The 26,982-nt window shown below is 39.8% G+C and carries 21 protein-coding genes; 11 read left to right on the top strand and 10 right to left on the bottom strand.

All coding sequences use genetic code 11. The features are described from left to right. Nucleotides 1-208 precede the first annotated feature (208 nt). Nucleotides 209-1,651 (bottom strand): aldehyde dehydrogenase, encoded by a 1,443-nt coding sequence (locus tag SanaruYs_RS14355; protein WP_127123279.1) that lies wholly within the window; start codon nt 1,649-1,651, stop codon nt 209-211. A 92-nt stretch (nt 1,652-1,743) separates the two neighbouring features. Between SanaruYs_RS14355 and SanaruYs_RS14350 the strand changes: the two genes are divergently transcribed. Both SanaruYs_RS14350 and SanaruYs_RS14345 read left to right on the top strand, forming a co-directional pair. Continuing rightward, nucleotides 1,744-2,376: a response regulator gene (locus SanaruYs_RS14350; protein ID WP_127123278.1), complete on the top strand. Its 633-nt coding sequence runs from the start codon at nt 1,744-1,746 to the stop codon at nt 2,374-2,376. Beyond that, on the top strand, nt 2,357-4,213 hold the full coding sequence (locus SanaruYs_RS14345; RefSeq protein ID WP_127123277.1) for a sensor histidine kinase: 1,857 nt from the start codon (nt 2,357-2,359) through the stop codon (nt 4,211-4,213). Before SanaruYs_RS14350 ends, SanaruYs_RS14345 begins: the two co-directional genes overlap by 20 nt. A gap of 1 nt (nt 4,214) precedes the next feature. On the opposite strand, the gene SanaruYs_RS14340 is transcribed toward SanaruYs_RS14345, so the two are convergent. Next, entirely contained in the window at nt 4,215-5,000 is a 786-nt protein-coding gene (locus SanaruYs_RS14340) for an SDR family oxidoreductase (RefSeq protein ID WP_127123276.1), read from the bottom strand. Between the two features lie 96 nt (nt 5,001-5,096). Here SanaruYs_RS14340 and SanaruYs_RS14335 point away from each other — a divergent pair, with 96 nt between their 5' ends. From SanaruYs_RS14335 to SanaruYs_RS14320, 4 genes are read left to right on the top strand one after another with little or no spacing between them, the layout of a single operon-like run. Then, a complete protein-coding gene (locus SanaruYs_RS14335) occupies nt 5,097-5,627 on the top strand; it encodes a 3-hydroxyanthranilate 3,4-dioxygenase (RefSeq protein ID WP_127123275.1) in 531 nt (176 codons plus the stop codon). 2 nt (nt 5,628-5,629) lie between these two features. After that, nucleotides 5,630-6,139: a DinB family protein gene (locus SanaruYs_RS14330; RefSeq protein WP_127123274.1), complete on the top strand. Its 510-nt coding sequence runs from the start codon at nt 5,630-5,632 to the stop codon at nt 6,137-6,139. 20 nt (nt 6,140-6,159) lie between these two features. Beyond that, nucleotides 6,160-7,431, top strand: a complete 1,272-nt coding sequence (gene kynU / locus SanaruYs_RS14325) for a kynureninase (RefSeq protein ID WP_127123273.1) — start codon at nt 6,160-6,162, stop codon at nt 7,429-7,431. 42 nt (nt 7,432-7,473) lie between these two features. After that, nucleotides 7,474-8,814, top strand: coding sequence for an FAD-dependent oxidoreductase (locus tag SanaruYs_RS14320; RefSeq protein ID WP_127123272.1), 1,341 nt, complete (start codon nt 7,474-7,476; stop codon nt 8,812-8,814). Nucleotides 8,815-8,843: 29 nt separating this feature from the next. Here SanaruYs_RS14320 and SanaruYs_RS14315 read toward each other — a convergent pair whose 3' ends face one another. Next, nucleotides 8,844-10,271: an MltF family protein gene (locus tag SanaruYs_RS14315; protein WP_127123271.1), complete on the bottom strand. Its 1,428-nt coding sequence runs from the start codon at nt 10,269-10,271 to the stop codon at nt 8,844-8,846. 88 nt (nt 10,272-10,359) lie between these two features. Next, on the bottom strand, nt 10,360-13,662 hold the full coding sequence (locus tag SanaruYs_RS14310) for a TonB-dependent receptor (RefSeq protein WP_127123270.1): 3,303 nt from the start codon (nt 13,660-13,662) through the stop codon (nt 10,360-10,362). 216 nt (nt 13,663-13,878) lie between these two features. Between SanaruYs_RS14310 and SanaruYs_RS14305 the strand changes: the two genes are divergently transcribed. Continuing rightward, nucleotides 13,879-16,440 (top strand): M14 family metallopeptidase, encoded by a 2,562-nt coding sequence (locus SanaruYs_RS14305; protein WP_127123269.1) that lies wholly within the window; start codon nt 13,879-13,881, stop codon nt 16,438-16,440. Between the two features lie 81 nt (nt 16,441-16,521). Next, nucleotides 16,522-18,348: a BamA/TamA family outer membrane protein gene (locus SanaruYs_RS14300; protein ID WP_127123268.1), complete on the top strand. Its 1,827-nt coding sequence runs from the start codon at nt 16,522-16,524 to the stop codon at nt 18,346-18,348. On the opposite strand, the gene SanaruYs_RS14295 is transcribed toward SanaruYs_RS14300, so the two are convergent. Next, nucleotides 18,345-18,806, bottom strand: a complete 462-nt coding sequence (locus tag SanaruYs_RS14295) for a heme-binding domain-containing protein (RefSeq protein WP_127123267.1) — start codon at nt 18,804-18,806, stop codon at nt 18,345-18,347. The two genes, SanaruYs_RS14300 and SanaruYs_RS14295, sit on opposite strands and share 4 nt — an antisense overlap. A 239-nt stretch (nt 18,807-19,045) precedes the next feature. Here SanaruYs_RS14295 and SanaruYs_RS14290 point away from each other — a divergent pair, with 239 nt between their 5' ends. The 3 genes from SanaruYs_RS14290 (at nt 19,046) to SanaruYs_RS14280 (ending at nt 22,147) form a co-directional block, all read left to right on the top strand. Further along, nucleotides 19,046-20,629 (top strand): FMN-binding glutamate synthase family protein, encoded by a 1,584-nt coding sequence (locus SanaruYs_RS14290; RefSeq protein ID WP_127123266.1) that lies wholly within the window; start codon nt 19,046-19,048, stop codon nt 20,627-20,629. 130 nt (nt 20,630-20,759) lie between these two features. Further along, complete coding sequence (locus SanaruYs_RS14285) at nt 20,760-21,320, top strand: hypothetical protein (protein ID WP_127123265.1); 561 nt, start codon at nt 20,760-20,762, stop codon at nt 21,318-21,320. A gap of 323 nt (nt 21,321-21,643) precedes the next feature. Then, nucleotides 21,644-22,147, top strand: a complete 504-nt coding sequence (locus SanaruYs_RS14280; RefSeq protein WP_127123264.1) for a hypothetical protein — start codon at nt 21,644-21,646, stop codon at nt 22,145-22,147. On the opposite strand, the gene SanaruYs_RS14275 is transcribed toward SanaruYs_RS14280, so the two are convergent. From SanaruYs_RS14275 to SanaruYs_RS14255, 5 genes are all read right to left on the bottom strand, one after another. Next, complete coding sequence (locus SanaruYs_RS14275; RefSeq protein ID WP_127123263.1) at nt 22,144-23,541, bottom strand: MBL fold metallo-hydrolase RNA specificity domain-containing protein; 1,398 nt, start codon at nt 23,539-23,541, stop codon at nt 22,144-22,146. The genes SanaruYs_RS14280 and SanaruYs_RS14275 overlap by 4 nt on opposite strands. 30 nt (nt 23,542-23,571) lie before the next feature. Continuing rightward, nucleotides 23,572-25,194 (bottom strand): NADP-dependent glyceraldehyde-3-phosphate dehydrogenase, encoded by a 1,623-nt coding sequence (locus SanaruYs_RS14270; RefSeq protein ID WP_127123262.1) that lies wholly within the window; start codon nt 25,192-25,194, stop codon nt 23,572-23,574. 60 nt (nt 25,195-25,254) lie between these two features. Beyond that, a complete protein-coding gene (gene deoC, locus SanaruYs_RS14265) occupies nt 25,255-25,896 on the bottom strand; it encodes a deoxyribose-phosphate aldolase (RefSeq protein WP_127123261.1) in 642 nt (213 codons plus the stop codon). A 107-nt stretch (nt 25,897-26,003) separates the two neighbouring features. Next, complete coding sequence (locus tag SanaruYs_RS14260) at nt 26,004-26,483, bottom strand: DinB family protein (protein WP_127123260.1); 480 nt, start codon at nt 26,481-26,483, stop codon at nt 26,004-26,006. A gap of 125 nt (nt 26,484-26,608) precedes the next feature. Further along, on the bottom strand, nt 26,609-26,944 hold the full coding sequence (locus tag SanaruYs_RS14255) for a hypothetical protein (protein WP_127123259.1): 336 nt from the start codon (nt 26,942-26,944) through the stop codon (nt 26,609-26,611). Nucleotides 26,945-26,982: the final 38 nt, after the last annotated feature.

Raw genomic sequence — 26,982 nt, 5'->3', positions numbered from 1 at the left:
TCTCCGAAGGGACACTGCTTATGGAGAAAGATCGCACGCTGTATTATGCTCCTCGTCCCCTTCGGGAGACAAGGAGCGGACAAGAGGTTGCAGATTAATGGCTTTGGAAAGTCAAAATTTTAGATTCCAGTTATTTATTAACAGAACACTGATCAAATGAATTATCCCGATTGTCTAAAGGCTAGAAGCGCGTAACTAAAACAATTTATTAAAGTTTAATACAAACATTTTTTGTCTCTGTAAAGAACCTCATCGCTTCCCATCCACCTTCACGCCCAACGCCACTTTGCTTCATACCGCCAAAAGGTGTTCGCAAGTCGCGGAAAAGCCAGCAGTTTACCCAGACTATTCCACTCTTTAACTGAGCCGCTACACGATGTGTGCGTGTCAGGTTTTCTGTCCAGAGTGTGGCCGACAAACCATAGGTGGTACTATTGGCATATTGCAATACTTCTTCCTCGGTATCAAATGGCATAATGGTTACTACCGGCCCAAATATCTCTTCCTGATTCGTACGACAATCATAGGGTAATCCCGTTATTACCGTTGGGGCAATAAAATAGCCATTAGCACAACGGCCCTCTACGGTAATTCTCTCTCCTCCACACTCAATCTTTCCTCCCTCCTCTTGCGCCAGTATAATGTAGGATAAAACTTTATTCATGTGCGCTTCAGAATTTACTGCTCCGATCTTCACTTTTTCATCCAACGGATCCCCTACTGTTAATGATTTCACGCGATTTGTAAACTCACTCACAAATCGATCATATACAGGTCGCTCAACAAAAATGCGTGAGCCACACAAACAGATTTCGCCCTGATTAGAAAAAGAGGAAAGTACCGATGTGCTCAATGCTTGTTCCCAATTGCAATCAGCGAAAATGATATTCGGGTTTTTGCCGCCCAACTCCAGTGATAGTTTTTTAAACATAGGAGCTGCAGTTGCTGCAATACGTTTACCGGTTACTGTTCCTCCAGTAAATGAAATAGCCGGTATCTGTGGGTGTTCCACAATAGCCTGACCTACTTTTGGCCCCAAACCATGCACAATATTTAAAACACCTTTTGGTAGCCCTGCTTCAATACACAATTTAGAAAATAAATAAGCCGTCAGGGGCGTAAGCTCTGAAGGCTTGGCCACTACAGTGCAGCCAGCAGCTAATGCTGGCGCAATCTTCCATGTGAAAAGATAAAGCGGTAAATTCCAGGGAGAAATGCAGCCTGCAATGCCAATAGGAGTTCGCGTTGTGTAATTAACTGCTTCATTTCCTGTGATGTGCGCCTCACTGGCAAAGTGCTGTATACCTGTTGCGAAAAAACGAATGTTGGCAGAGGCACGTGGAATATCCACTGCAATGGCCAGTTTTACAGGTTTGCCTTGATCTTCGCTTTCCGCCAAGGCTAATTCCGTCAAATCGCGATCTATCAGATCTGCAATTTTTAACAGAATAGCTTGACGCTTTTCTACGGCCATAGCAGACCAGTCATTATAAGCAGCCTGTGCAGCATCTACAGCCAATTGAACATCTTTCTCGTCAGAATCAGGCAGCTGACTAAATACTTTACCTATAGCGGGGTTAACATTTTCAAGGTAATTGCCCGAGTTTGGGCCAACCAATTTGCCATTTATGTAATTGAGAATCGTCACCATTTTACAAAATAAAGTATCCATCAAATATAATTGTTTGGCAATACCAAGATTTTGGTATTTTGAGGTCCCAAATAGACCATGAAGTGCCCGAAATGAGAAGTAGAGTAGTTATTTGCGAAGACCATGAGATTGTATTTACAGGTCTTAAGCTAATTTTAGATCAGTCTGATGATTTTGAAATAGTTGGCCATGCTCAAAGTGGCAATGAATTATTACCACTGCTCACACAAAGCAACGCTAGTATTCTAATCCTCGATTTAAACCTGCCTGATACAGATGGCTTTGCCTTGCTAAAAGCTGTTCGAGAGGTTAACAAGGATATCTTTGTTATTATTCTAACCATGTACCAGGATCTGCACTTGATTAAGCGGGCAAAAGATGAGGGTGCAAATGCCTACTTGTTAAAAAATTCCTCTAACGAAGAGCTAATGGAGGCACTGCGTCAGATTAGTCACACAAGTTTTTTTGTAACGAAAGAATTACAAACAGAGGGCGATCATCAGGATCTTTTCAAAGATGAGTTTTCTCAAAAAATGAAACTCACCAGACGTGAAATTGAAATCATACGGTTGTTAGCGATGGGCAATACTTCTCAACAGGCATCAGTAGCACTTACAATCAGTCCGCATACTGTCGATACACACCGTAAGAATATTTTTCGCAAATTGAAGATCAACAATATTGCCGATCTGGTGAGGTTTGCTCATGACACAAAAATCATTTAAGATTTTCATTCTATTATGCTTTTTTGCTGTAAACCTAAGGGCAGCACAACTTCCTGATACCATTAGACTCAGCGTACTACCTGAAAGGTTTTCTATTATTGAATCTTCATTGCTATTAGCTACTTCCCAGAATCTCTCTGCAAAAGAAGCCTGGATACAACTGCAAGAAGTAAAAGCAAGTTCAAAAGCAGTTACTGTAGGATTTACCTCTAATGTTTTCTGGATTGCCCTAACGATTGAAAACGATCAATCTACTACACAGAGGAGTGTTCTGGAAATTGATAATCCACAAATTGATTGGCTATATGTCTATGAAACTGATCAGGCAGACTTATTTCAATTATTAACTGAAACCGGAGATAAATATTTATTTACTCGAAGACCTTTGCTCCATAGAAATTTCGCCATACCCATTTATTTATCTGCAGGACAAGCAAAAACTATTCTAATAAAAATAGATAAAAGAAATAGCTCGCTTACTTTCCCAGTTTATTTATGGAGTGAGAAAGCCTTCCATGAAAAATCGTACAGCGAAAATTTGTGGTTCGGTATTTTCTTTGGCACCATCATTCTTTGTCTTGGCTATGCATTAATGGCTTTTATCTTTCTTAGAAAAGCGTTGTATGGTTGGTATTTCATGCTGGTTTTTACTTCAGCAACTTACTTATTTACTGCCTTAGGTTATTCTTTCCAATACGTTTATCCAAATGTTTTAGATTTCAACAGTTACTTCAGGGTTTATTTAATCGCAGCACTTTTCCTATTTGTAGCCAAATTCTCCCAGAATTTTTTGAACCTGCCCAAGTACCAACCACTCGTTCACAAACTCATCAACTTAATTCTAATTGCCTTAGGTATCCTTGCCTTAGGTGGTGTAGTGGCAATGGATTTCATGACACGCAACGGACTGTGGATAATCCCTATCATTAATACGCTCATGTTATTGGGTGGCTTACTTCTCATTTTTGGTGCTATCCGCTCATTTGCCAATCAAAGAACAACGGTGGTTATATACTTCTTAGCATGGGGTTCTTTGTTATTGGGTTATTTAATTATGACTGCAAGTGAATTCGGTGTTATTGCCGTAGAGGATTTGCCTGTTAATCCTGTGCTTGCTGGCTCTTCACTTGAAGTATTTATTTTTTCTATAGGTCTTACCTATCAGGTTAGAAAAATTTATAACGAACGTAATCTATTGTCTCTTAACATGGCCAAACAGCAAAAGGAATTGCTAAAAGCTTATGTAGAAGGAACAGAAAAAGAGCGCGAAAGAATTGCTCGGGAACTTCATGATGATATTGGCAGCAGACTTGGAAGTCTTAAGCGTTTTATCAATACAAACGAACGAAATACAGAATTAGAAAATCAAATTGATATTATCTGCAAAGATGTGAGGACCATGTCACATCAACTGGCTCCACCTTCCATGCAAGTGAGTGGTTTGCGTCAACTTGTAAAACAAGTAACAGACGATGTAAGTAAACAAACGGGCCTTATTATTGACGCTCAGTATTATGATTTACCAGATACACTGAGTGGAGAAACGATCCACCATCTTTTCAGAATTGTGCAAGAAGGATTGAACAATATTGTAAAACATGCGCATGCTACCGAAGTTGATCTTCAGTTTTTTGTGCATGAGAAAGAACTTGTACTAACCATCGAAGACAATGGTCGCGGATTTGATACTTCTAAGAACGCTTCAGGAATTGGGCTTCAAAACATGAAAGTGCGAACAGAAAGTCTTAATGGAACCATTGAAGTGAGTAGTCAACCGGGCAGTGGCACCAATATTATGATCCGTATACCCATAACTGACTCTACTGCATCAAGCTGATTTATAAACTTCCAGTTCTACCGCCATCCACCGGAATATTAATTCCATTGATATAAGCAGCAGCAGGTGTTGCTAAAAATACTACTGCAGCGGCCACTTCACTCGCTTCACCAATTCTTCCGGCAGGTATTTCTTTTGTCATTTCTTCTTTCGACTCTTCAAAACTCTTTCCAGATTTGCTCGCTTGATTGTTAATAATTGTTTCTAAGCGGCCAGTCATAGTCGCACCCGGCAACACATTGTTTACAGTAATACCAAATGGCGCCAATTCTACCGAAAGCGTTTTAGCCCAATTTGCAACGGCACCCCTAATCGTATTTGAAACACCCAAGTTACGCAACGGGATTTTTACTGATGTTGAAATAACATTAATGATTCGTCCGTACTTTTCCCGCTTCATCCCCTCTACGCAAGCTTGTACTAAAATATGATTACATAAAAGGTGACTTGAAAATGCCTTCACAAAATCCTCTTCTTTTGCAGTGATGGCCAAACCTGCCGGTGGGCCACCGGTGTTGTTTATTAAAATATGAACATTATTAGTAGCTGTAAACTTTAAAACCTGCTCTTTTAGCTGTTCAGGTTTCTCAAAATCAGCTACTAAATAGTCGTGCTGCTGACCCTGACTTTTATCAAGTTCATTTAGGCAGGTCTTTAGTTTTTCTTCATTTCGGGCTACCAGCGTAACATTTGCGCCCAGTAGCGCTAACTCTATTGCCGATGCCTTACCTATACCCTGGGTGCTTCCACAAACCATGGCTGTTTTACCTTTTAAATCCAAATTCATAATGCTAAGATAAAGTGTAAAAGTGGTTCGAAATGTTCTTAAATTCGCAAATCTTCAACCTGTCTGTGGTAGGCAGGTAAAAAATTCAAAACAGTTATGGCCATACGCAGACCGTTTAACCTCACAAAATGGATCGAAGAAAATCGTCAGTTATTGAAGCCACCTGTTGGGAACAAAAACCTATATGCAGATGCCGGTGATTATATTGTGATGATCGTAGCAGGCCCAAATGCCCGTAAAGATTATCACTTTAATGAGACTGAAGAACTTTACTATCAATTGGAAGGTGATATCACAGTAAAAATTCAAGAAGAAGGTAAAGCAGTGGAAGTACCAATTAAGCAAGGAGACATGTTCCTACTACCGGCACGAGTACCACATTCACCCATACGAACACCCAATTCGATTGGCTTGGTAATTGAATTAAAACGTACTGACCCAACCATGATGGATGGCCTACAATGGTACTGCGAAAATTGTAATAACAAACTGCACGAATATATTTTCCACCTCGAAAATATTGAGAAAGATTTTTTACCTCGTTTTCGCGAGTATTATGCATCAGAGGACTTGCGTACTTGTAAGAAGTGCGGTACTCTAATGGAAGCAGATCCTAGATTTGTATAAACATGACAAAGGCTGAGCTTCAGCAGCAGTTACACATCCACCACAAAGCATTCAATGAAAGCATCAACTTGTTGAATGAGGCGGATTTTACTCATTCAAAAAATGGAAAATGGAATGCAGGACAACACCTCGATCACCTGATCAGGAGTACTGAACCTGTTTTCGTTGCAATGAAGCTGCCTGCCATAGTGATACGATTTTTATTTGGGAAAGCTAATAGACCTTCGGTGCAATACGAAGCACTTGTTGTTCGCTATACTGAAAAACTGAAGGCGGGCGGAAAAGCCTCTGGTAGATATATTCCAGGGACAGTCTCTTTTAGTGAAAGAAGTTTACTCGTTGAACGTTTTACCAACATAGTGCAAAAACTTGCAAATCAATTAAACAAATTTTCTGAACAAGATCTAGATAAATTTATTTTGCCACATCCCTTACTCGGAAAACTAACTTATCGTGAAATGATTTATTTCACAATATATCATGTTCAGCACCACCACAAATTATTAAACTAGTACTAGTCAATTATTCAGACATGATTTTTGAAAATACACTTTCTTTTGCACGCAAAATGGATCGCAACGATTCATTAAAAAAATTTCGTACTCAGTTTCACATACCGAAGGTTAAAGGAAAAACAGCACTGTACTTTACGGGCAACTCTTTAGGCCTACAACCTAAATCCACTAAAAAATTTATTGATCAAGAGCTGACTGATTGGGCTAAGCTGGGTGTAGAAGGTCATTTTCATGCAAAACGCCCTTGGCTGTCTTACCACAAGTTTACCAAAAAGGCGCTTGCTCAAATTGTAGGTGCCAGACCGAGTGAAGTGGTTGCCATGAATCAGCTTACGGTCAATCTTCACCTGATGATGGTGTCGTTTTATAAGCCTACAGCAAAACGCTATAAATTAATTGTAGAGTCAGGCGCTTTTCCCTCCGATCAATATGCATTCGAATCACAAGTAAAATTCCACGGACTTAATCCTGATGATGCTATTGTTGAACTGAAACCCCGCGATGGAGAAACAAAGATTAGAACAGAAGATATTGTTAACACCATTAACCAACATGGAAATACAGTAGCCTTAGTATTGATTGGGGCGGTTCAGTATTATACTGGTCAATTCTTTAACATCAAAAAAATTACTGAAACCGCACATGCTGTTGGCGCCTATGCAGGCTTTGATTGCGCCCACGCGGTGGGCAATGTAGAACTCGATCTGCATAAAAACAATGTCGACTTTGCTGTGTGGTGTAGTTATAAATATTTAAACTCTGGTGCTGGAGGTATTGCAGGTGCATTTGTACATGACCGCCATGCTAATAATAATGCGTTGCCACGTTTTGCAGGTTGGTGGGGACATCATGAAGGAGAACGTTTCCAAATGAAGAAGGGCTTTATTCCTATGCCCGGTGTAGATGGTTGGCAGCTCTCTAATTTTCCTGTGCTGTCAGGGGCAGCTCACCTTGCATCATTAGAAATTTTCCAAGCTGCAGGTATTAAAAATCTGAGAAAGAAAAGCATACTGCTTACGGGGTTTCTTGAATCACTATTGAATGACATTGATAAGGAGGGAAAACACTTCACTGTGTTTACGCCTAAAAATGTTAAGGAAAGAGGTTGTCAGCTTTCTATTGCTGTAAAGCATGATGGTAAAAAAGTATTTACCAAACTTACCAAGGCTGGTGTTATTGCCGACTGGCGCGAACCCGGTGTGATTCGCGTTGCTCCGGTGCCACTATACAATACCTTTGAAGATGTGTTTCTTTTTTCGGAAATTCTAAAAAAAGCATTAGCAAAATAAAACACCTGAAAGCATTACCCTATTAATATTATCCTTTATTCTATGTTACGTAACACTTCTAAACACATCGCCATTGCCGGAGCTGGTCTTGTAGGATCTCTCCTGTCGATTTACTTAAAAAAACGTGGTTATTCGGTAAGCGTATTTGAACGAAGAGGCGATATGCGCAGTAGTGATTATGTTGGTGGGCGCTCTATCAATCTTGCTTTAAGTAACAGGGGCATCAGGGCGTTAGAGGAAGTTGGACTGGCCGAAGAATTAAAGCGTATTGCTATTCCAATGCATGGTAGGATGATGCACGACATGAAAGGCAATCTAAGTTATCAGGCATACGGTAAAGAAGGCCAATACATTAATTCTATTTCGCGTAGTGCGCTGAACATTGCTTTAATGAATGAAGCTGAAACAATAGGGGTGCAGTTTTATTTCGAGCAAAAAATTGAAAAAACTGATCTTGAAAAAACCACACTCACGATTGAGGATAAACATAAAAAATTTACTGAAAAAAAATTCGATTTAATTATTGGTGCCGATGGTGCCTTTTCTGCCATACGCGATGCCTTCCGTATTAGTGATCGATTCGATTATCAGCAATTCTATATTCAACATGGGTATAAGGAACTTTCTATTCCTGCTGGCCCTGGGAATACTTTTCAGTTAGAGAAGAATGCCTTACACATTTGGCCACGTGAAAGTTTTATGCTGATTGCTTTACCTAATCCTGATGGCACTTTTACATTAACACTTTTCTTCCCCTTTGAAGGCAATCCTTCTTTTGCCAGTATTGATTCTACACAAGCTATTAAGGAATTTTTAGAGAAAACCTTTCCAGATGCTGTGGCACTTATGCCCGAATACTTAAAAGAGTTTGAACAAAATCCTACTTCATCTTTAGTAACTGTTAAATGCTATCCATGGGTTAAGAACAACACTCTGCTAATTGGTGATGCTGCGCATGCGATAGTTCCCTTTTATGGCCAAGGTATGAACGCAGGCTTTGAAGATTGTCGTGTGCTTAATAATTTGTTGGATGAGCATAAAGACAACTGGGAAACTCTGCTGCCTGCCTTTCAACAGCTACGCAAACCCGATGGTGACGCCATTGCTCAATTAGCACTCGATAACTTTATTGAAATGCGGGATTTAGTTGCCGACAAGGAATTTCTATTGCGGAAAAAGATTGAAGCTAAACTTTATGAATTGTTCCCTACACAATGGATCCCTCAATACTCCATGGTGACATTCCATGAAAACATTCGTTATAGTGAGGCATATACTAAAGGGCAAAAACAGAAAAAAATTATGGATGAAGTGATGGCCCAAACCAACATTGAAGAGACATGGGAGCGTTTAGACTTTAATGAGATTGTTGGAAGATTATAAATTCAATATTTCAAATTTCAGATTTGAAATTAATTGATATGCAATTTGTACTCTTCATAGCGACTCATAACTTCTTCTACATACCTAACTGGTTCTTCGCACTTACAATATCCGGCTATTACTACTGGATCTTTATAAAAAGAAGGATCGCTCTTCTTCAATAAATACTTTTCCACTGTTCCCCAGTCACCAGCATTCTCCTGATTTTTAATCGTAAGCTTTCTGGCATCAGTGATATGGGTAAGCCCCACATTATAGGACGCCATAACAAACTTTATCCTTTGCGAGGAGTCAGCCACTTTCTTCACCCAATAATCATCAAGGTTTTTTAAAAATCGAACACCAGCTCTTATGCTCTGCCTTGGATCATCAGGGTTAGAAACACCAAAGCGCTGCGCTGTTGCCGGCATTAATTGCATGAGCCCTCGTGCACCCGCCCACGATTGATCAGTAGGATTAAAACGCGACTCCTGATAAATCATAGCCGCTAGTAGTCGCCAATCCCAACCTACAATTTCTGCCCCCTCCTTAATTATAGGATCATAAGGTGAAAGTCTGTCACCATTAATTGTTGCATAACGACTATTAGCCCGTAAAAATGAAGTACGTGGACTTTTATAATATCTGTTATAGATAACCATAAAAGTTGCTTCTTTTTTAATTTTTGTAAGCCATGTATTGATGGAGGATTGCAATTGAGGTGAGTTTTTTCTAACCGCCCAGGCAATTTGCTGCGGCAGACTTAATACAGTCGATGCATCTAAGTTTGGATAATAGTTTAAATTAACTGACGCGATAACCTGATCGGCTACAGTGTAGTCAATTTCACCCATGGCTACTTTTTGAATTAATGATTCACTTTGAGCGTCAGCACTATCTTCGACAACTATAATTTCGCCCCCCAGTTCTTCACTCAAATTTCTCAGTCGATCTACAAAGCTTGATCGGTTTAACACATGAACAGTTTTTCCGATAAGGTCATGTGGATTTTTAATCATTCCTGCATTAATCTCATCCCTTGTTAAACGTTCCCATCCTTGTGGCTTACGCTGAACCAACACTTGATGTGTGTTAAAATGAGGTTGAGTAAAACGCACGTAGTCCTTACGTTGACTTGTTATGGTTAATGGAAATGCAAGCACATCAGCTTCACCAGCGTTTAATTTTTTGATGGCATTCTCTACGCCAGATATCCTTCGGAGTCTGAGTTTTACACCCAGGTCTTTGGCCATTCGTTGCAGTAACTCGTAGTCATACCCCATAGACTGACCCTTATAGAGAAAATAACTGATAGAATTATTGTCGACTAGGGCAGTGATGTAGCCTCGTTTTTTTATAGAATCCAGATCGATGTTAACTTTTGGAGTTGTTAAGGCTTTTTCAGATTCATCGACATGCTTGCAAGAATAAAGCATTGTGACCGAAAGAATACAGAGCAAGGCAAGCCTTTGTTTCATTGTAAAGACAAAATACAGAAAGTAACGGAAAAGAAAAACCCTTCGGGGATACCGAAGGGTTTGTTTTATTGAGAAGTTTTAGCCTCAATTAAAAAATATAACGTAAACCTACCTGCATGCTCCAGGTGCTACCTGTATTAATTGCATCTTGGAAAGGGTCTGTTACTAGCTCACCACCAATTTGTTGTAATCTGTAAGTTGGTGTCGCATTAGGTGTCGCGGCTAGAGTTGGTGAGGTTAGCGGATTTCTTGTTCTTGTAAATTGACGTATCCCCCAGTTTTTGTTCAACATATTTGAAAAATTAAAAATGTCAACAGAAAGTTGGAGTGTATGTTTTGTAGAGTTCTTACCTGTAGTTAAGAAGAATTCCTGAAGGAATCTTAAATCCAAAGTATTGTACCAAGGTAAGAGTGCGCTATTTCTTTCTGCAAATTTACCCCTATTATTCTTTAGATAATTTGAGTTATTAATAAATTGTTCAAAGGCAGCCTCCTGTTGAGCCACAGTGAACGTAACTGGTTGCCCTGAAACAGATGCTGTATACTCTACAAAGTTCATTTCGCTTGCATCTCTTGGGATGTACATTAAATCTGTTGATGAGTTACCATCTCCATTTATATCACCACTAACTACAAAACTGTAAACTCCTTGATGTGAACCTTCGTAGAATAATGAAAGTGTAGAAGCAAAATACTTTGCATATTCCTTTCTATAAGAAACATTGGCAATAATGCGGTGAGGAACAGCATATTGAGAATTAGCAAGCTCTACTGCATTTGATGATCCAACATTAGGGTTTGAATTCCAAACTGAAGCCGCTTGAGAACCAGGGTTTGCTGTTACCTCTTCAGCCTTGGTATAAGTGTAAGCCAATGAACCTGCAAAACCCTTATCAAACGACTTTGTCAATTGGGCTGTTAAAGATGTAGAATAACCTTTATTGGTATTTTCTAAAACAATTGCTGAGTTTACGGTTGCATTTAAGTCTCTACCATCAGCAGGCAAATACCTAGGTCTTGTTAATCCACCCTCTGTTACCACACCACTCATAGTAGGTCTAAAATTTGCGTTACGCATTCTTACCGCATTAACATCCTTAGTTATTAAGGCTTCAAAAGTAGCTGTTAAACCATATGGCAAAGACTTATCTACTGCCACATTAGTTCTCCATACTTGCGGAAATTTAAAGTCTGGATCTATAAAAACTGGACCTCTGGACGGAGATGTTCCTGCTGTTGTCGGGAATAGAGAAGCGTATGCATCAGGGTTACTTGAGAAAGTAATTCCAGAAAGTTGAGGAACATCTGCGGCAACTGAATTATCCAATCTTCCTCCAAATTGATACATGGCCGAATTTGTAGGCATATTTGTTAAGAAGACAAATGGAATTCTACCCGTGAATAAACCTGTACCACCTCTTACAACAAGAGATTGATCTTCGTTAACATCCCAGCGTACTCCAACTCTGGGTGAAAGTAAGAATGGAGATTTAGGCCACTCACCTGTGCTATAATTTGTCAGGTTACCGTCCTTATCATAAAACTGCTGCGCAGAAGTTGCGGGGTTTTCAATAGGATCTTCAGTATAGAAAGCTCTGTCTGCACGAATACCTGCTGTAATTTTAAGATTACCCAAACTGATTTCATCCTGGGCATAAATACCAAGTTGGCCAACGTTTAACTCAGCTGAAAAAACTGATTTTTGGCCTGGCACTAAAGAATATGTGTACGCATAATAAGCAGGAGACTGATTAGTAATAAAATCATTTAATGAATTAAATGCATAGTAACTATTCGATGCTGCCATAAACATGTTACCGACACGTTGGAATTCATAAGAAACACCAGCAGTAATTGTGTGATTACCCTTATAATAAGAAAGGTTGTTCGTAAAAGTGTAAACGTCATTTACCACCTGATTATTTGGAGTAAACGGATCCATTCCGGCTGACATATAATTGTCACCACTACCATCAAAAATATCGATTGTAGGAAAAAAAGATCCGTCAAAAGTACGAGTTGTATTTACTTTAGTTATTGTACCTAGTAGCTGGTTCGAAAACTTACCATTGAAATTACTATTCAGTTCCAGTGTTGCTGTATTAACCTTGTCTTCAAATCCATAGTTTGAATTTGCAAATGACATTGAGGCATTTGAAAAGCGACCAACAGGCAGACGAGATATATTAGTTCTGCCTGTAACATCAAAACCACCACCGTTTGGCACACTAGTGGCGTTTAATGGTTGATCGTTAGTACTTACATAATTGCTGTACTTTAAAGTAAGCCTGTGATCTTTATTTATGTTATAATCCAGTTTAACAAGCAGCTTTGTATTTTCATTCTCAAAATTCGGAAAGTTATCGAAGGCTCCGGTTTCATAATTGTAAACATTTCTTAAATGATCAGAGAACTTCCTTAACGAATCTATGGGTGTCGATGAAACTACACCGGAACCTGAACCTCCAGTAGGAGAGAAAGTAATCCCAGGTCTGCTGCCTTTTTCCTGTTCTGCATTCACAAAAAAGAAGAGTTTATCCTTAATGATTGGACCCCCAATACTGAAACCATAAATATTTGTCTTTGAATCAACTATTTGACTGCTGATATCATTATCCCCAACATTTGTTCCAATGTAATTCTGGTTCCTAAACAAAGTATATGCAGTTCCCTTGAAAGTGTTGGTTCCACTCTTCGTTACAGCATTTATACCAGCACCTGTAAAACCTGCCTGACGAACATCGAAAGGTGCAATGTTCACAGAAATTTCGTCATAAGCATCTATTGAGATCGGAGATCCACCACCGCCTGGTAGGGGATCATTGCTTAATCCGAAATTGTTATTGAGGTTTGCTCCATCAACTTGAATGTTATTATATCGTCCATCACGACCACCAAATGAGTTTCCATTAGCCTGAGGAGTTAATCTTGTAAAATCAGTTATGCTTCTAGAAATTGTTGGAAGAGTACCTAACTGCGCTGAGCTGATGTTTGTTACTGCACCTGTTCTTTCAGTATTAAGTTGACTTTTGTCTCCAACAATTGTGATTTCTCCTAATTGAGTTGACTCTGGTGCTAACTGAATATTATGAACATAAGATTGACCTAGTTTCAAAGTTATTCCACCAACTTTAGAAGTTTGATAACCCACAAAAGAAACCTCTATTGTATATGGGCCACCAATTCGCACATTTGGTAAGGTGAATCTTCCATCTACATTTGTCGCAGTCCCATACTTTGAACCTGACGGCTCATGCACAGCAACAATGGTAGCTCCAGGGAGGGAACCCTTATCGTCTCTTATTTGTCCCACTATTGAGGACGTAGTAACCTGCGCCCAAGCTCCAACCGAGCCTAGCACAAGTGCAGTTAGTAGTAAAAGTTTTCTCATAGATGTTTGTTTAGTTTAATGTCTGTTGTCACTGTTTAGGAGACCGGCAAAAGTAAGCCTAACTTTTGAATTGGACATTTATCTTACATTTAAGCTTACCAAAAAAATCTTAACACGAACTTAACATTCCTTTTGTAAACCGCTTATAAAAATCAGACTAATCGCCTGAAAAAGAATGACTTATTTTCAATTGTATTGTAGTAACCTTAAAAACCTATGCGAAAACTAATTTTCTTAGCGCTATTTGTTTTCAACCTAACAAGTGTTTGGGCGCAACCCGATTTGTCTTATTATCTGCCAGAAAAGACCACCTATAATCCAGCCATTCCAACACCCAAATCGGTTATTGGCCATGAGGTAGGCGAATGGCACGTAACGCATGACCGCCTCATTAAATATATGGAGGCCTTAGATGCAGCCTCTGATCGAATTTCTATGGAAATAACTGGCTATACACACGAGGCCAGGCCATTGATACTGCTAACGATTACCTCACCAAAAAATCATCAAAACCTTGAAAGCATACGAACACAGCACGTTCAGTTAACTGACCCTGCAAAATCGAATTCCTTTGATGTAAAAAATATGCCTATCGTTTTCTATCAAGGATATAGTATCCACGGCAATGAGGCCAGTGGTGTAAATGCATCCCTTTTAATGGCTTATCATTATGCAGCAGCTCAAGGGCCAGAAATTGAAAAATACCTTGACAACACCATTGTGCTTTTTGATCCTAGTTACAATCCTGATGGTATGCAACGTTTTAGTACCTGGGTAAACTCACGCAAAAGCAAAGTAACTTCTACTGACCCTTATGATACTGAACACAATGAAGCCTGGCCGGGTGGGCGCTTTAACCATTATTGGTTTGATCTAAACCGCGATTGGTTAGTGGCACAACATCCTGAATCGCAAGCACGCGTTCGCAGCTTCCACAAATGGAAACCAAATGTGCTTACAGATCACCACGAGATGGGAACGAACTCAACTTTCTTTTTTCAACCTGGTGTGCCTTCACGTAACCACCCACTTACGCCAGATAAAAATTTAGACCTCACCAGAAAAATGGGTGAGTTTCATGCGAAAGCCTTGGATGGCATTGGTTCCTTTTATTATACACAAGAAGGCTTCGATGATTTCTATTATGGCAAAGGCTCAACTTTCCCGGATGTGCAGGGTGCTATAGGCATTTTATTTGAACAGGCCAGCTCACGTGGCCATGTGCAGGAAAGTGTTAATGGATTACTTACTTTCCAGTTTACGGTTCGCAATCAATTTGTAACAAGCTTAAGTTCTCTGAAAGCTGTTAATGAAATGCGTGAAGAGTTTCTTAACTACCAACGACAGTTCTTTAAAGATGCTGTTGCCGAAGCAGCAAAAGATCCTGTAAAAGCGATCATTTTCGGTTCAGCAAAAGATAAGGCCAAAGGATTTCACCTGGCAGAGATCATAGCTCGTCAACACATTGATATCTATAAGATTTCTTCAACGCAAAACATTAACGGAAAAGCTTTTGACGCTGAGAGCAGCTATATAGTACCAATGAATCAAGCCAACTACCGGTTGATAAAGGGTATGTTCGAAAAGAGAACACAATTTAAGGACAGCCTTTTCTACGACATTTCAAGCTGGACTATGCCACTCGCATTTGGTTTAGAATACGAGGAGCTGAAGGCTATGCCTGCCCTTGGCGAAAAAGTAACTGAAGCCAAATTGCCAGCTGGCAAACGTATTGGTGGTAAAAGCGAATATGCTTACGTGTTTGAATCTTCCAACTATTACACACCTCGCGCACTGTATAAATTACTAGATGCGGGACTACGTGTTAAAGTGGCTACTGATCCCTTCTATCACAGCGATGGAAAAAAATTTGATCGGGGAAGTATTTTAGTACAGGTAGCAGGCCAAGAGAAAAATCCTGAAATAATTGAATACTTAATTAACGATATCGTGAATAAAGATGGTATTGATGTATATGCATTCAATACCGGGCTTGACTACAAAGGAGTAAGCTTAGGAAGCGGATCTTTCATGAATGTACGCAAGCCAACTATTGCTATGCTGGTAGGTGATGGAATTTCAGCCACCGATGTTGGTGAAGTTTGGCATGTTTTGGATACGCGCTTTCAAATTCCAGTTACACTTTTGCCTGTTGACGTTTTTAGCAGAATCAATCTTAATAAATATAATACCATTATAATACCACCAACGTGGGGTAGTATATCAGGTAACGATGCGCTTAAAGAGAAGGTGAAAACATGGGTGCAAAATGGTGGAGTTATTATTGGACTGGAGAATGGGGTCAACTGGCTGAGCAGCGCTGGCCTCGGTAAGTTTGATATGAAGAAAAACGAAGACAAGAAAGAGCCAACCTTAGCCAGACCTTATGCACACATTAGCGAGTACAGCGGTGCCCAGGAAACAAGCGGAGCCATTTTTGAGGCAACTGCCGACCTGACACATCCACTTCTGTTTGGTTACTACAACGCCAAAATGCCTGTATTCAAATCCAACAACCTATTTATGGAAAAATCTAAAAATTACTATGCAAATCCTCTAGTATTTACCGCATCACCTTTGCTGAGTGGTTATATCTCTAAAGAGAATTATGCTAAAATTAAAGAGGCCTCTGTAATTGGTGTATCGTCAATTGGGCAAGGTCGGGCAATTGCCTTTACCGATAACCTTTGCTTCCGGGCTTTTTGGTTTGGCTCTAACAAAATGCTGATGAATGCCATATACTATGGCCCATTTATTAGCGGAGCATCCTCACGCTAATCAGTAAAAAATACACATTTATACCATAACGTTGCGATCTTTGCGTTAACATAGCAGAGTCGCAGCGTTTTTCTCTTATAGATGTTTTCTAAAGTATTAATATGTGGATTTAAGTACGTTTCAATATCAGCAAAAGTATTGTTGCTGGTGGTGTACTCCACTTTTTTAGTAGATTCAGTATCAGCGCAAACAGATAGTAGCAAGACTTTTCTTAACAACAAAATCACACAAAAAGCAATTGGTTCGGTTAAACGCAAGCCTAAACCTGAAACGGTGGTTACCGCTAAAAGTGAAGATCCCTTTCTTCCATACGAAGGGAAAATCATTCGTAACATTATTATTAACAAAGTTGGTTTCGAAAAATCTATTTATGACAGCAGTCGTAATTTCCGGAGTACTGCAACATATATAGCCAACAGCCTGCACGCTAACTCTAAAGAAGGCGTAATCAGAGACAATCTATTCTTTAGAAAAAATAAACCGCTTAATCCTTATCGCATAGCCGACAACGAACGTCATTTGCGTGATCTTGACTTCATTCTTGATTCAAAAATTGAAGTCTGTTTTGTAAATGGCTCCGAAGATTCTGTGGATGTTGAAGTGTTTACCCGCGATGTATTTAGTTTGGGTATAAAGTTTGAGCCGGAAGAATTTGATGCCTATCGTTTTGATATATACGATGCCAATCTTTTTGGACAAGGTCAGCGCATACAAATGAATACTTTACTTGATGCTGCACGCAGTCCACAAGCCGGCATGGAACTCAGTTATAGAAAGTCTAGTATAGGAGGAACATTAATTAACCCCTCCATTGGATATTCGCAAATCAATACCGGAAGAAGTTATGGTATAGAGAATGAACACGCTTACTACCTGAGGCTAGACCGTCCATTAGTCTCGCCATATTCTCGTCTGGCAGGCAGTTTTGAAATCAGTAAGAACTATTCTATTAATAATTACCGTTTACCCGACAGCACTTTCCGCGACTATCGTTACCATCTTGAAGATGTGTGGGCAGGTTACAACATGGGTATTTTCAATACCGTTAATAGTCGCGAGCGACATTTTGTAGCACTCCGCTATTTTAACCAGGCATTCGAAAGAAAACCATCTCAACCTGCTGAAATTGTTAACCCAATTTACAACAATCAAAAATTTTTACTTGGATCAGTTACCTTTTACGAACAGAATTTTTACAAAACACAATATGTTTATGGTTTCGGCCGTACGGAAGATATCCCTTATGGTAAAACCTTAACACTGACTGCTGGTTGGTCGAACGAATTTGGATTGGATCGATCATATGGCGGCATGAATACAGCACGTGAGTTCGTAAGTAGAAAAGGTAATTTCTACCGATTGGCTGCAGGTGCTGGTTCGTACTTCAGAGAAGAAAAAGCTGAAGATGCTTTTATGTTTGTTAGCGGTCTTTACTACAGCAAGTTGTTAATAAAAAAGAATATCAAAATCCGACAACAAATTGAGGGTGGGCATGCACAAGCATTTAGCAATACTATAAGACCATTGCTTACACTGAACAATCAGCTCGAAGGTTTTAGGCCTGATAGTTTGTTTGCTTACAAAAGAACTTTCTTACGTACAGAAACAACGGTATTCACTAATTGGAAAATATTAGGTTTCAATTTTGCAGGATTTGCTTCGGCTGAAAGTGCCTTCTACCAACAAGACCCAGAGAAAGATGCTTTTCAAAAATTTGTGTGGGGCGTAAACGGAGGTTTCCGCATCAGAAATGAAAACCTGATTTTTGGCACTATTGAAGTTCGTGGGTTTTATTTCCCTGTTACTGTTCGTGGCCTGGAACCTTACAGTATCCGTGTCAGCACCAATGTACGTCTTAAGTACACCTCAACCTTTGTGCGGCCTCCTTCTTTTGTGAGTTATAATTAATGCGATTCCCCTACCGCAATTCCTTCGCTGGCTATCCAATTCCGCAACAAGGCAAGTTCTTCAGTAGTAACAACTGCATCTCTGTGAATAAACGTATACGACTTTAACGGCATTTCACCTTCGCCAACCTCCTCTACTACTTCTTCCAGTTTATGAGCAGCTTTTTCCGCATTATAGGTTTTAAATTCAGAAAAATTCAAGTGCTCTTTGCCCTCCTCCACATGATCAGCTAACCACCAGGCTACTGGCTGAATATTGGCATACCATGGATATTTAGTTGAATGGCTGTGGCAGTCATAGCATTTCTGTTGAAGTAGCGTTTGTACTTCTATGGGCATCTCCGTATAAACCGTAGAAATATCATTGGCAGCTATACCGTTGCCTTCATTTTTTGTCGGCCGTATAAATTGGATGATAACCAGAATGGCCAGCAGTCCAATCAGGATTTTCTTAATCATATTCTTCATTTTATGAAGATACAATCTTTCAACCTTAAAAAAACAGAAAACTGTCTTTTCTTATTCAAGCAAATTTTAGGTTATAGTGCTGTCTTCTTTTCTATTCCTCCAAGTTTTGTTGATGCCGTTAAAAACCTTGGAGGATAGGTTAAAGGTCCTTGTGCTAGCTCAATAAGACTTTGGAGCTGTGGTTATACTTATAAAAACCTTAGTATATTTGATTACATACAAAAAACCCTATGAGAAAATTATTCGTTATCACCAGTATTCTGGTTTCGGCCATCATCATTGTGTGGTCGTACTTCTGGATTGATATGCTCCTGCTGTTTGTCATTGTAGGCCCGCTCATTGTGATTGGTATACAAGACATGATACAAACGAAGCAATCATTAAAACGCAACTTCCCCGTGTTGGGTAGATTGAGATATGTCTTCGAAGATCTTCGCCCAAAAATTCAGCAATACTTTGTTGAGTCAGATACAGATGGTGCGCCCATTAATAGAAATGAGCGCTCGGTTATTTACCAACGTGCCAAAAAACAAATTGATACTGTGCCTTTCGGAACACAACTCAACGTTTACGCGGAGGGATATGAGTGGATGACACATTCGATTAAACCTTTAGATCATAACTTACTGGATCATAATCCACGCATTAAGTTCGGTGGAAGCAAGTGCATCCAGCCTTATCAGGCAAGTGTGTTAAATGTTTCTGCAATGAGTTTCGGTTCGCTCAGCGCAAATGCCATTGAATCATTAAATGCCGGAGCTAAAATCGGAAGCTTTGCACACAATACTGGAGAGGGTGGCATTAGTCCCTATCACCTGAAACATGGTGGCGACCTGATCTGGCAAATTGGTACTGGCTATTTTGGCGCCAGAAATGAAGATGGCACTTTCTCTGCTGATGCTTTTCAAAAAAATGCGCATAGGCCTGAGGTTAAAATGATTGAAATCAAGTTGTCGCAAGGTGCCAAGCCTGGTCATGGAGGTATTTTACCAGGTAAGAAAAACACACCAGAAATTGCAGCAATACGGGGTGTAAAAGTAGGCACAACAGTATTTTCACCGCCTTATCACAGTGCTTTCGGCAATCCCATTGAACTAATCAAGTTTGTAGATCAATTGCGCGAACTATCTGGTGGTAAACCTGTAGGCTTTAAGTTGTGTATCGGTCGTAAAAGCGAATTCCTTGGTTTATGCAAAGCCATGGTGCAATTGAATCTGTATCCTGATTTTATTACCATAGACGGTGGTGAAGGTGGTACAGGTGCTGCGCCACCAGAGTTTACCAACTTTGTAGGTATGCCTATGTTGGATGCAGTCGCTTTTGCTGATGATGCCCTAAGGGGTTTTGGTATTCGCGAGCATATGCGACTGATTGCTTCGGGAAAAATTTTAACTGGATTCAATATTGTTAGAGCAATGGCTTTAGGTGCCGATACTTGCAATACTGCTCGTGCAATGATGATGGCGCTAGGTTGTATTCAGGCACTTGAGTGTCATAAAAATACTTGTCCCACAGGAGTGGCAACACAGGATCAATACTTTGCAAAAGGTCTTGTAGTTGAAGATAAAAAAGTGCGTGTAGCCAATTACCATAAGAACACTGTAGGCTCATTTGTGGAACTGCTCTCTTGCGCAGGTTTAGCAAGCCCTGATGAAATTAATCGAACACATGTTTACAGACGGGTATTCATGAATATGGTAAAAACGTACGAAGAAATTTATCCTCCCGTTCCTGAAGGATGTTTACTGGAAGGTGGTGACTCACCTTTTGAGTACGACAGCTACCTGGCAAGAGCAAGCGCAGATAAGTTTTAGGCTCGTTTCATCACTTAATCCAAAGACTGTTCGGTAGGCACGAACCATCTTTGGATTTTTAATTTCCAATCTAGCTTGTTGCTAACTTTACAACTTTATTTTATCGGTCATCTTCACCTAATACCAATATATGACAAGAGAGGAAACACTTGAAATTTGTAAGACTTGTTCCAATAGGAAGTTAAATGTTCACACAGGATTGGTTTGTTCATTAACTGATAAATTTGGCGATTTTGTTGACAAGTGTAAGGACTATACAGTGGATCATGCCGAATTTGCCAACCAAAGGGAAAGAATAAAAGAAAGTAAACTGGCAGAATTTGGTCGCAAAAAAACAATGAAAGTTTTTTTAGGCATGATTGTTATTTCATTGATTGTAATCCTTTTTTCACATATGACTTTTAAGCCTTTGAACTTTAAAGAAATATTCAAAGAGACATTTAGACTGGGGCTTCAAATAGGAATTTTTTACGCTATATATAGTGGCAAAAAATGGGCTAAGACCGTTTTCACAGTTTTATGTGTAATTGGAGTTATTACAGGATTCATTGGGATGATTTACATATTAAAAGTATCCATGCTTGGTCTAATCTTAATTCCACTAATATGGGCTTATGCCTATGCAATCTATTTCTTTAACGCAGATGAAGACTTTTTGAATTTTTTTGAATATCAGAAAAAGTATAATTAATATGCTCTAGTCAGAACGAGGGATTTACGCTATGCACGGTGGAGGTAAGATCTCTGGTCTTTTTATAAACTTCCCTTATCCATGGTCTGTGTCTCACAGACCATGCTCTTTTTACAAAACCATAACTTAAACGCTGATTGGATTTCGTACTGTGAGAATCATTGAGGTGTTGAAATGTAGAGCAGGTTAACTTTCGGTCTGTGCGACACAGATTGAGGGGAGGAAGGTCAAGTCTCGATTTTTTGAATTTTATCACTAATCCGGCATTAGAACATTAAAAAGGTTAAACAGAAATTTTTAACTTTGTACCAAACTAAACAAGTGTGATTCGAAAGTTTTTCCCATTAGATAAAAACTACGTCCTCGAGTCCGCCCAGCTTTCGCTGGAAGCATCCCTTCTTCACTATTTGGTAGACTTTGCTAAGGTTGAATACCTGCTTAGAACTAATCCCCTTGGCATTAAAGATGATGTGGCTGAAAAAATTCACGAGCACAAAGGCAGTGATTACAGGCACCTTCACGACTTCTACTTAAACCTGGCGGGTGTATTCCGCTTTAAAAACTACCAGCATAATCAATTAGAGTTCACTTTTGACGGGCGTGATCCATTCGACTGCTATTGTGAAGAATGGACAATTGCCTTTAAGAAGTGGATAAAAGAATTCTGTCGTCATGATAATTTCATTAGGGCTGTGCTTGACCTAACGGTTTTCTACCCTGCCGAAAGTCCACTGTTAATGGTTGACAACCGTATGCACGCCTTTTTGAATCAGCACTTCGATGTGAAGATTCATCCACAAAAAGGTATAGTTAGGAAGATGGCTTAAATGCCACTAAACAACTCGAAGCTTTCCTGATACTTGGGGACTGTTACGTTCCATCCTAATCGATCGTGTATTGCTTGTGCATACTCATGTATGTCCTTGCCTTCGCCATGAACCGTAAAAGTCTGCTTAGGCTTATCTTTAAAATTGCCAAGCCATGTAAATAGCTCTTCCTGATCTGCATGTCCCGACATAGAGGTAATGGTTTCAATCTTACACTTCACAGGAATAAGTTCACCAAAAATTTTAACACTATCGCTACCCTCTATTATATCGCGACCTCGTGTACCCTCTGCCTGATAACCAGCAATTAAAAAAGTGTCTTGTTCGTTGGGGAGCCGATTGAACATGTGGTGAAGAATACGACCGCCCGTCATCATACCACTGGCTGAAATAATAATAGCCCTGCTCTTAATTTCATTTAACGATTTCGAATGCTCCCCTGTCTTTACAAAAACCAACATATTGGTTTCAATCTCCTGCGCAAATTCCTTTACAGTCTCTCCCATTTTATGGTAGGATAGATGCTTGAAGAAAAGATAAGTAGAAGAAATAGCCATAGGGCTGTCAACATAAACCGGCACGTCAGGAATTCTATTCTCTTTCATGAGCTTGCGTAAATAATAGAGCAAACCCTGCGTTCTGCCAACAGCAAAGGCGGGTATCACCAACACACCCTTGCGATCAAAAGCATCATTGACAATGCGCACTAAATCATTTTCAGGGTCAACTACTGGGTTTGGCTTATTGCCATAAGTTGATTCTACAACTAAAATATCAGCTTGTTCAATAGTACTCGGCTGACGCAATACTGCCTGCTTATAACGACCTATGTCTCCCGAGAAAACAAGTTTTTTTGTTTGTGTCTCCCCCTTAATAAATACTTCAGTAATGGCAGAACCTAACAAATGTCCTGCGTCATGGAATTCAATTTCAACATGATCATGAATAGATAATCTTTCCTTATAACCTATTGTTCTTATTAAACTCAATGTTTCCCGCACATCTTTTTCTTCATAAAGTGCTAAAGGATTAGGGTGTTTAGAATAGCCCTTCTTGCGCGCATAATTAGCTTCTTCTTCCTGCAACTTGGCTGAGTCAAGCAGCATAATCTCCATTAAATCTGCAGTAGGTGTGGTGCAGTAAACTGGCCCACTAAAACCATCTTTCACCAATTTTGGCAAATAGCCGGTATGGTCAATGTGTGCATGGCTAATTACAACGGCATCTATACTGGATGGATCAATCGGGAACTCATCCCAGTTACGCAAACGCAATTCTTTCAGACCTTGAAACAATCCACAGTCGAAAAGGAATCGAAAATTGTCTACCTCCACTAAAAAGCGGGAACCTGTTACCGATTCAGCAGCGCCTAAAAATTTTATACGTACATCCATTCCTTAAATTGACTAAGTCAAAATCACTTTCTAAAAAATATAATCTGTGCTCAAAAATCCTGATTCGCGGTTGCGAATAATTTTTCCGATAATGGCTTTATTGGATTCATTACTTTTTGCAGCCACCAATGTGCGTATAGAGAATACACGTAGCGCATCAGACACCGACAAAGTACCTTCCGCAGAATCCTTTCTCCCGTTAAATGGATAGATATCCGGACCACGCTGACACTGTGCATTCAGGTTAATGCGACCCACCTGACTAGCAAAAGCATCTATTAAGTTTGCAATCACTTTTGAATCTTTTCCAAACACACTCACCTGCTGGCCGAAGTTAGAGTCCAAAACATAATCAATTGTTTCTTCCACTTTATCGAAAGGTACAATTGGTACTACCGGGCCAAATTGCTCTTCGTAATACACACGCATCTTACTATTTACCGGATATAAAACAGCCGGATAAAAGAAAGTATTATTGCTGATGCCGCCTTGATCATTCATGACCGAGGCACCATGTTGTTGGGCATCTTCCACCAATCCTTTAAGATAGTCTGCCTTACCTGGTTCCGGAAGTGGCGTAAGACTAACTCCCGCATCCCAGGGCATACCAATTTTCAATTTAGCTACTTCGGTATTAAATCTTTTGATGAATTCATCCACAATGCTTTTATGAACAAATAAAATCTTTAATGCCGTGCATCGCTGACCATTAAACGACAATGAGCCCATTACACATTCACTAACAGCATTATCTAAATCTGCATCGGGCAACACAACTGCGGGATTCTTCGCATCAAGTCCTAGAATAGATTTTAGCCTGTGTGGTTTCGGATGCAAGCGCTTAATTTCATTAGCACCTTTGTTAGTGCCTATAAATGCAAAAACATCAAGTTTACCTGTCTCCATCAAAGCACCTACAGTATCGCGACCTTTACCATATATAATATTAATCACACCTGGAGGAAAGCAATCTCTGAAGGCTTCAATTAAGGGCTTGATTAATAGTACTCCGTACTTTGCAGGCTTGAACACAACGGTATTACCCATAATCAGTGCCGGAAGCAAAGTTGAAAAGGTTTCATTCAGTGGATAATTATAAGGCCCCATGCAGAGTACAACACCCAGTGGGACGCGCCTGATCTGTGCCATAATGCCTTGTTCATTATGAAAAGTAGCCGAACGTCTGTCCGTTGCTTTCAATTCATTAATGGTATCTACAATATAATCGCAGGTTCGATCAAATTCCTTTTCTGAATCTTTAAGTGACTTACCTATTTCCCACATTAAAAGGTTAACCACTTCAGTACGCTTGGCACGCATCTGTACTAGAAATTTCTCCACGTGTTCTATGCGTTCACTCACGGTAAACGTTGGCCATTGTCCGTGTCCACGATCATATGCTTTTACTGCTGCATCTAACGCAACAAGTGCCTCTTCCTTTGTTAGCAATGGCGTGCTGCCGATAATTTTTTGTTCTAAGCCTTTTGTTGTTTTAACAAATACAGGACTCAGCACAGGACTCTGATCACCTTTCCACTGTTTTAGAATACCATCAATTAAATATTCATGTTGCTCAATTTTTGCAGGTAGTTGGTGTGCTGCCGGAATTGTGGTCTCCTCCGGAAAGATGTTGTTGATCAATTCTTGAGTCATGTTTAGAAATTTTTCTTTAAAGAAATTAACAATTGGGAAGGTGCCTTAAGTTCATTTTTATTATGTGACTATCTGAATGCCTGAGGAGGTGCCTATTCTGTCAGCTCCAGCTTCGATCATGGCAATTGCCTGATCTTTTGTTTTAATACCACCAGACGCTTTAATACCAACTTCTTTTGGCAACACACTTCGCATCAACCGAATGTGCTCTACCTTGGCGCCACTTGGGGCAAATCCTGTTGAAGTCTTAACAAAATCAGCACCCGCATCTGAACACATTTTGCAAGCTTTTACAATTTCTTCGTCAGATAAGTAGGCAGTTTCAATGATTACTTTTAGCAAGCGTTGATTGTCGTGCGTAAGTTTGGCACACTTTGCCAACTCTATCTTAGTCCATTCATGATTTGTTTTAAAAGATGATATATTCCAGACCACATCTACTTCATGCGCGCCATTGTCTATTGCCCGCTTAATATCATCTAGTTTTGTTTCCGTCATGTTATAGCCCAGAGGAAATCCAGCTACTGAAACAAGTGTAATAGGCGCTACTCCTATTTCGCGATGAGCACGTTTCACCCAAAAAGGTGGCACACAAATACCAAAGAAGTTGTACTGTTTTGCTTCCTCCACCAGTTTGTCAATGTCTTGAATGGTTAGCGTAGGGCTAAGGTTGGTTTGCTCAAGGTGGGCCGCCAGGTTCATGAACTAAAGTACGATGTTGGGCGGGTAAAGAACAAGGGGATGTGAAAGAAATAGAAGATTAATTCCTCAGGGTTAGAGTAAAAGACCCTGAGGAATTTAATAACAATTTAACGCTCCCAAAAGTGAGGAGGCTCAATGCCTAAGGCGCGTAAGTAAACATAAGCTTGTGCCCTATGGTGAATTTCATTATCAACGAAGTAGAAAATAGAAGACCAGATGGTTCCTTCATACTGACCAAAAGTTTTTATACGTTCCTGAAATTTTTCATCAGGGATTAAAGCCCATAAACGATTTATTTCTTTTGTGTCCTCATCCCATCTTGCTAAAAATTCTGCTTTGCTTGTGTAGTTCAAATGCTCTTTCAACTCTTCTGTGCTGCTCATCGCTATTTGTCTAAGCCCTGGAACTGCTATGGCAATTAACTCCTGCATCAACGCTGAGCAAGTACGCATGCCTCCAATATTAAAAGTGAAGAATTCTTTTTCCGGAAATGCCTCAATGAGTCTACGGGTTAAGCCTCTGTGACCCTGCCAATGCATTAACAAATCTTCTGATGTAATTACTGGATTACTTTCGGTTGTGTTCATACGCTAGAGTTTTGGTTAAATGATAAATCAAATGTCCAACCCCCGTATGACAACCCAGTGTCAGTAGTAATATCAATTAATAAAAATTTTAGAAAATAATTTGGACACAAATTTGTCGCACCCATTTAGTGCTTGATGCCACACACTTCGCAGAGTTTCATGTCTTCCGGCTTTCTTTTTTTGGGTGGCCGCTTATGCCCAAAGTAATTGATGCTGCCGTAATTCGTTCCTGCCAGGGTTCTCTCTGCCTTTCTTTTTTGTTTTGCTGTTAACTCTCTACGCGCTACAGCGTTCTGCTGCGCTTGTCTGCTGATGCCATCTTTACTTTTACTCTTACCTCTCTTTGCTTTGGGTATATATTTATTTGCATCAGGGTAAAATGGGCCAACCGATGTTACCTGACTAGGTGCTCTTGAACCTTTCTTTTTGCGTTGCGCAAAAGCAAAGGAGGATAAAAGCATAAAGCAGAGTATTAAAAAGCGAAAAAGCATATTCAAAA

This window comes from Chryseotalea sanaruensis (assembly GCF_003990915.1).
In the GTDB taxonomy this organism is placed as follows: Bacteria; Bacteroidota; Bacteroidia; order Cytophagales; family Cyclobacteriaceae; genus Chryseotalea; species Chryseotalea sanaruensis.
This window is presented reverse-complemented; position numbering and strand designations above follow the sequence as displayed.

Bases quoted from the DNA above. Each gene is read 5' to 3' on its own strand.
- SanaruYs_RS14340 (WP_127123276.1), bottom strand. From the start codon at position 5,000: ATGAATTTGGATTTAAAAGGTAAAACAGCCATGGTTTGTGGAAGCACC.
- SanaruYs_RS14310 (WP_127123270.1), bottom strand. From the start codon at position 13,662: ATGAGAAAACTTTTACTACTAACTGCACTTGTGCTAGGCTCGGTTGGA.
- SanaruYs_RS14295 (WP_127123267.1), bottom strand. From the start codon at position 18,806: ATGATTAAGAAAATCCTGATTGGACTGCTGGCCATTCTGGTTATCATC.
- SanaruYs_RS14335 (WP_127123275.1), top strand. From the start codon at position 5,097: ATGGCCATACGCAGACCGTTTAACCTCACAAAATGGATCGAAGAAAAT.
- deoC (WP_127123261.1), bottom strand. From the start codon at position 25,896: ATGAACCTGGCGGCCCACCTTGAGCAAACCAACCTTAGCCCTACGCTA.
- SanaruYs_RS14285 (WP_127123265.1), top strand. From the start codon at position 20,760: ATGACAAGAGAGGAAACACTTGAAATTTGTAAGACTTGTTCCAATAGG.
- SanaruYs_RS14315 (WP_127123271.1), bottom strand. From the start codon at position 10,271: ATGAAACAAAGGCTTGCCTTGCTCTGTATTCTTTCGGTCACAATGCTT.
- SanaruYs_RS14350 (WP_127123278.1), top strand. From the start codon at position 1,744: ATGAGAAGTAGAGTAGTTATTTGCGAAGACCATGAGATTGTATTTACA.
- SanaruYs_RS14300 (WP_127123268.1), top strand. From the start codon at position 16,522: ATGTTTTCTAAAGTATTAATATGTGGATTTAAGTACGTTTCAATATCA.
- SanaruYs_RS14260 (WP_127123260.1), bottom strand. From the start codon at position 26,483: ATGAACACAACCGAAAGTAATCCAGTAATTACATCAGAAGATTTGTTA.
- SanaruYs_RS14305 (WP_127123269.1), top strand. From the start codon at position 13,879: ATGCGAAAACTAATTTTCTTAGCGCTATTTGTTTTCAACCTAACAAGT.
- SanaruYs_RS14255 (WP_127123259.1), bottom strand. From the start codon at position 26,944: ATGCTTTTATCCTCCTTTGCTTTTGCGCAACGCAAAAAGAAAGGTTCA.
- SanaruYs_RS14320 (WP_127123272.1), top strand. From the start codon at position 7,474: ATGTTACGTAACACTTCTAAACACATCGCCATTGCCGGAGCTGGTCTT.
- SanaruYs_RS14275 (WP_127123263.1), bottom strand. From the start codon at position 23,541: ATGGATGTACGTATAAAATTTTTAGGCGCTGCTGAATCGGTAACAGGT.
- SanaruYs_RS14345 (WP_127123277.1), top strand. From the start codon at position 2,357: ATGACACAAAAATCATTTAAGATTTTCATTCTATTATGCTTTTTTGCT.
- SanaruYs_RS14270 (WP_127123262.1), bottom strand. From the start codon at position 25,194: ATGACTCAAGAATTGATCAACAACATCTTTCCGGAGGAGACCACAATT.
- SanaruYs_RS14290 (WP_127123266.1), top strand. From the start codon at position 19,046: ATGAGAAAATTATTCGTTATCACCAGTATTCTGGTTTCGGCCATCATC.
- SanaruYs_RS14330 (WP_127123274.1), top strand. From the start codon at position 5,630: ATGACAAAGGCTGAGCTTCAGCAGCAGTTACACATCCACCACAAAGCA.
- SanaruYs_RS14355 (WP_127123279.1), bottom strand. From the start codon at position 1,651: ATGGTGACGATTCTCAATTACATAAATGGCAAATTGGTTGGCCCAAAC.
- kynU (WP_127123273.1), top strand. From the start codon at position 6,160: ATGATTTTTGAAAATACACTTTCTTTTGCACGCAAAATGGATCGCAAC.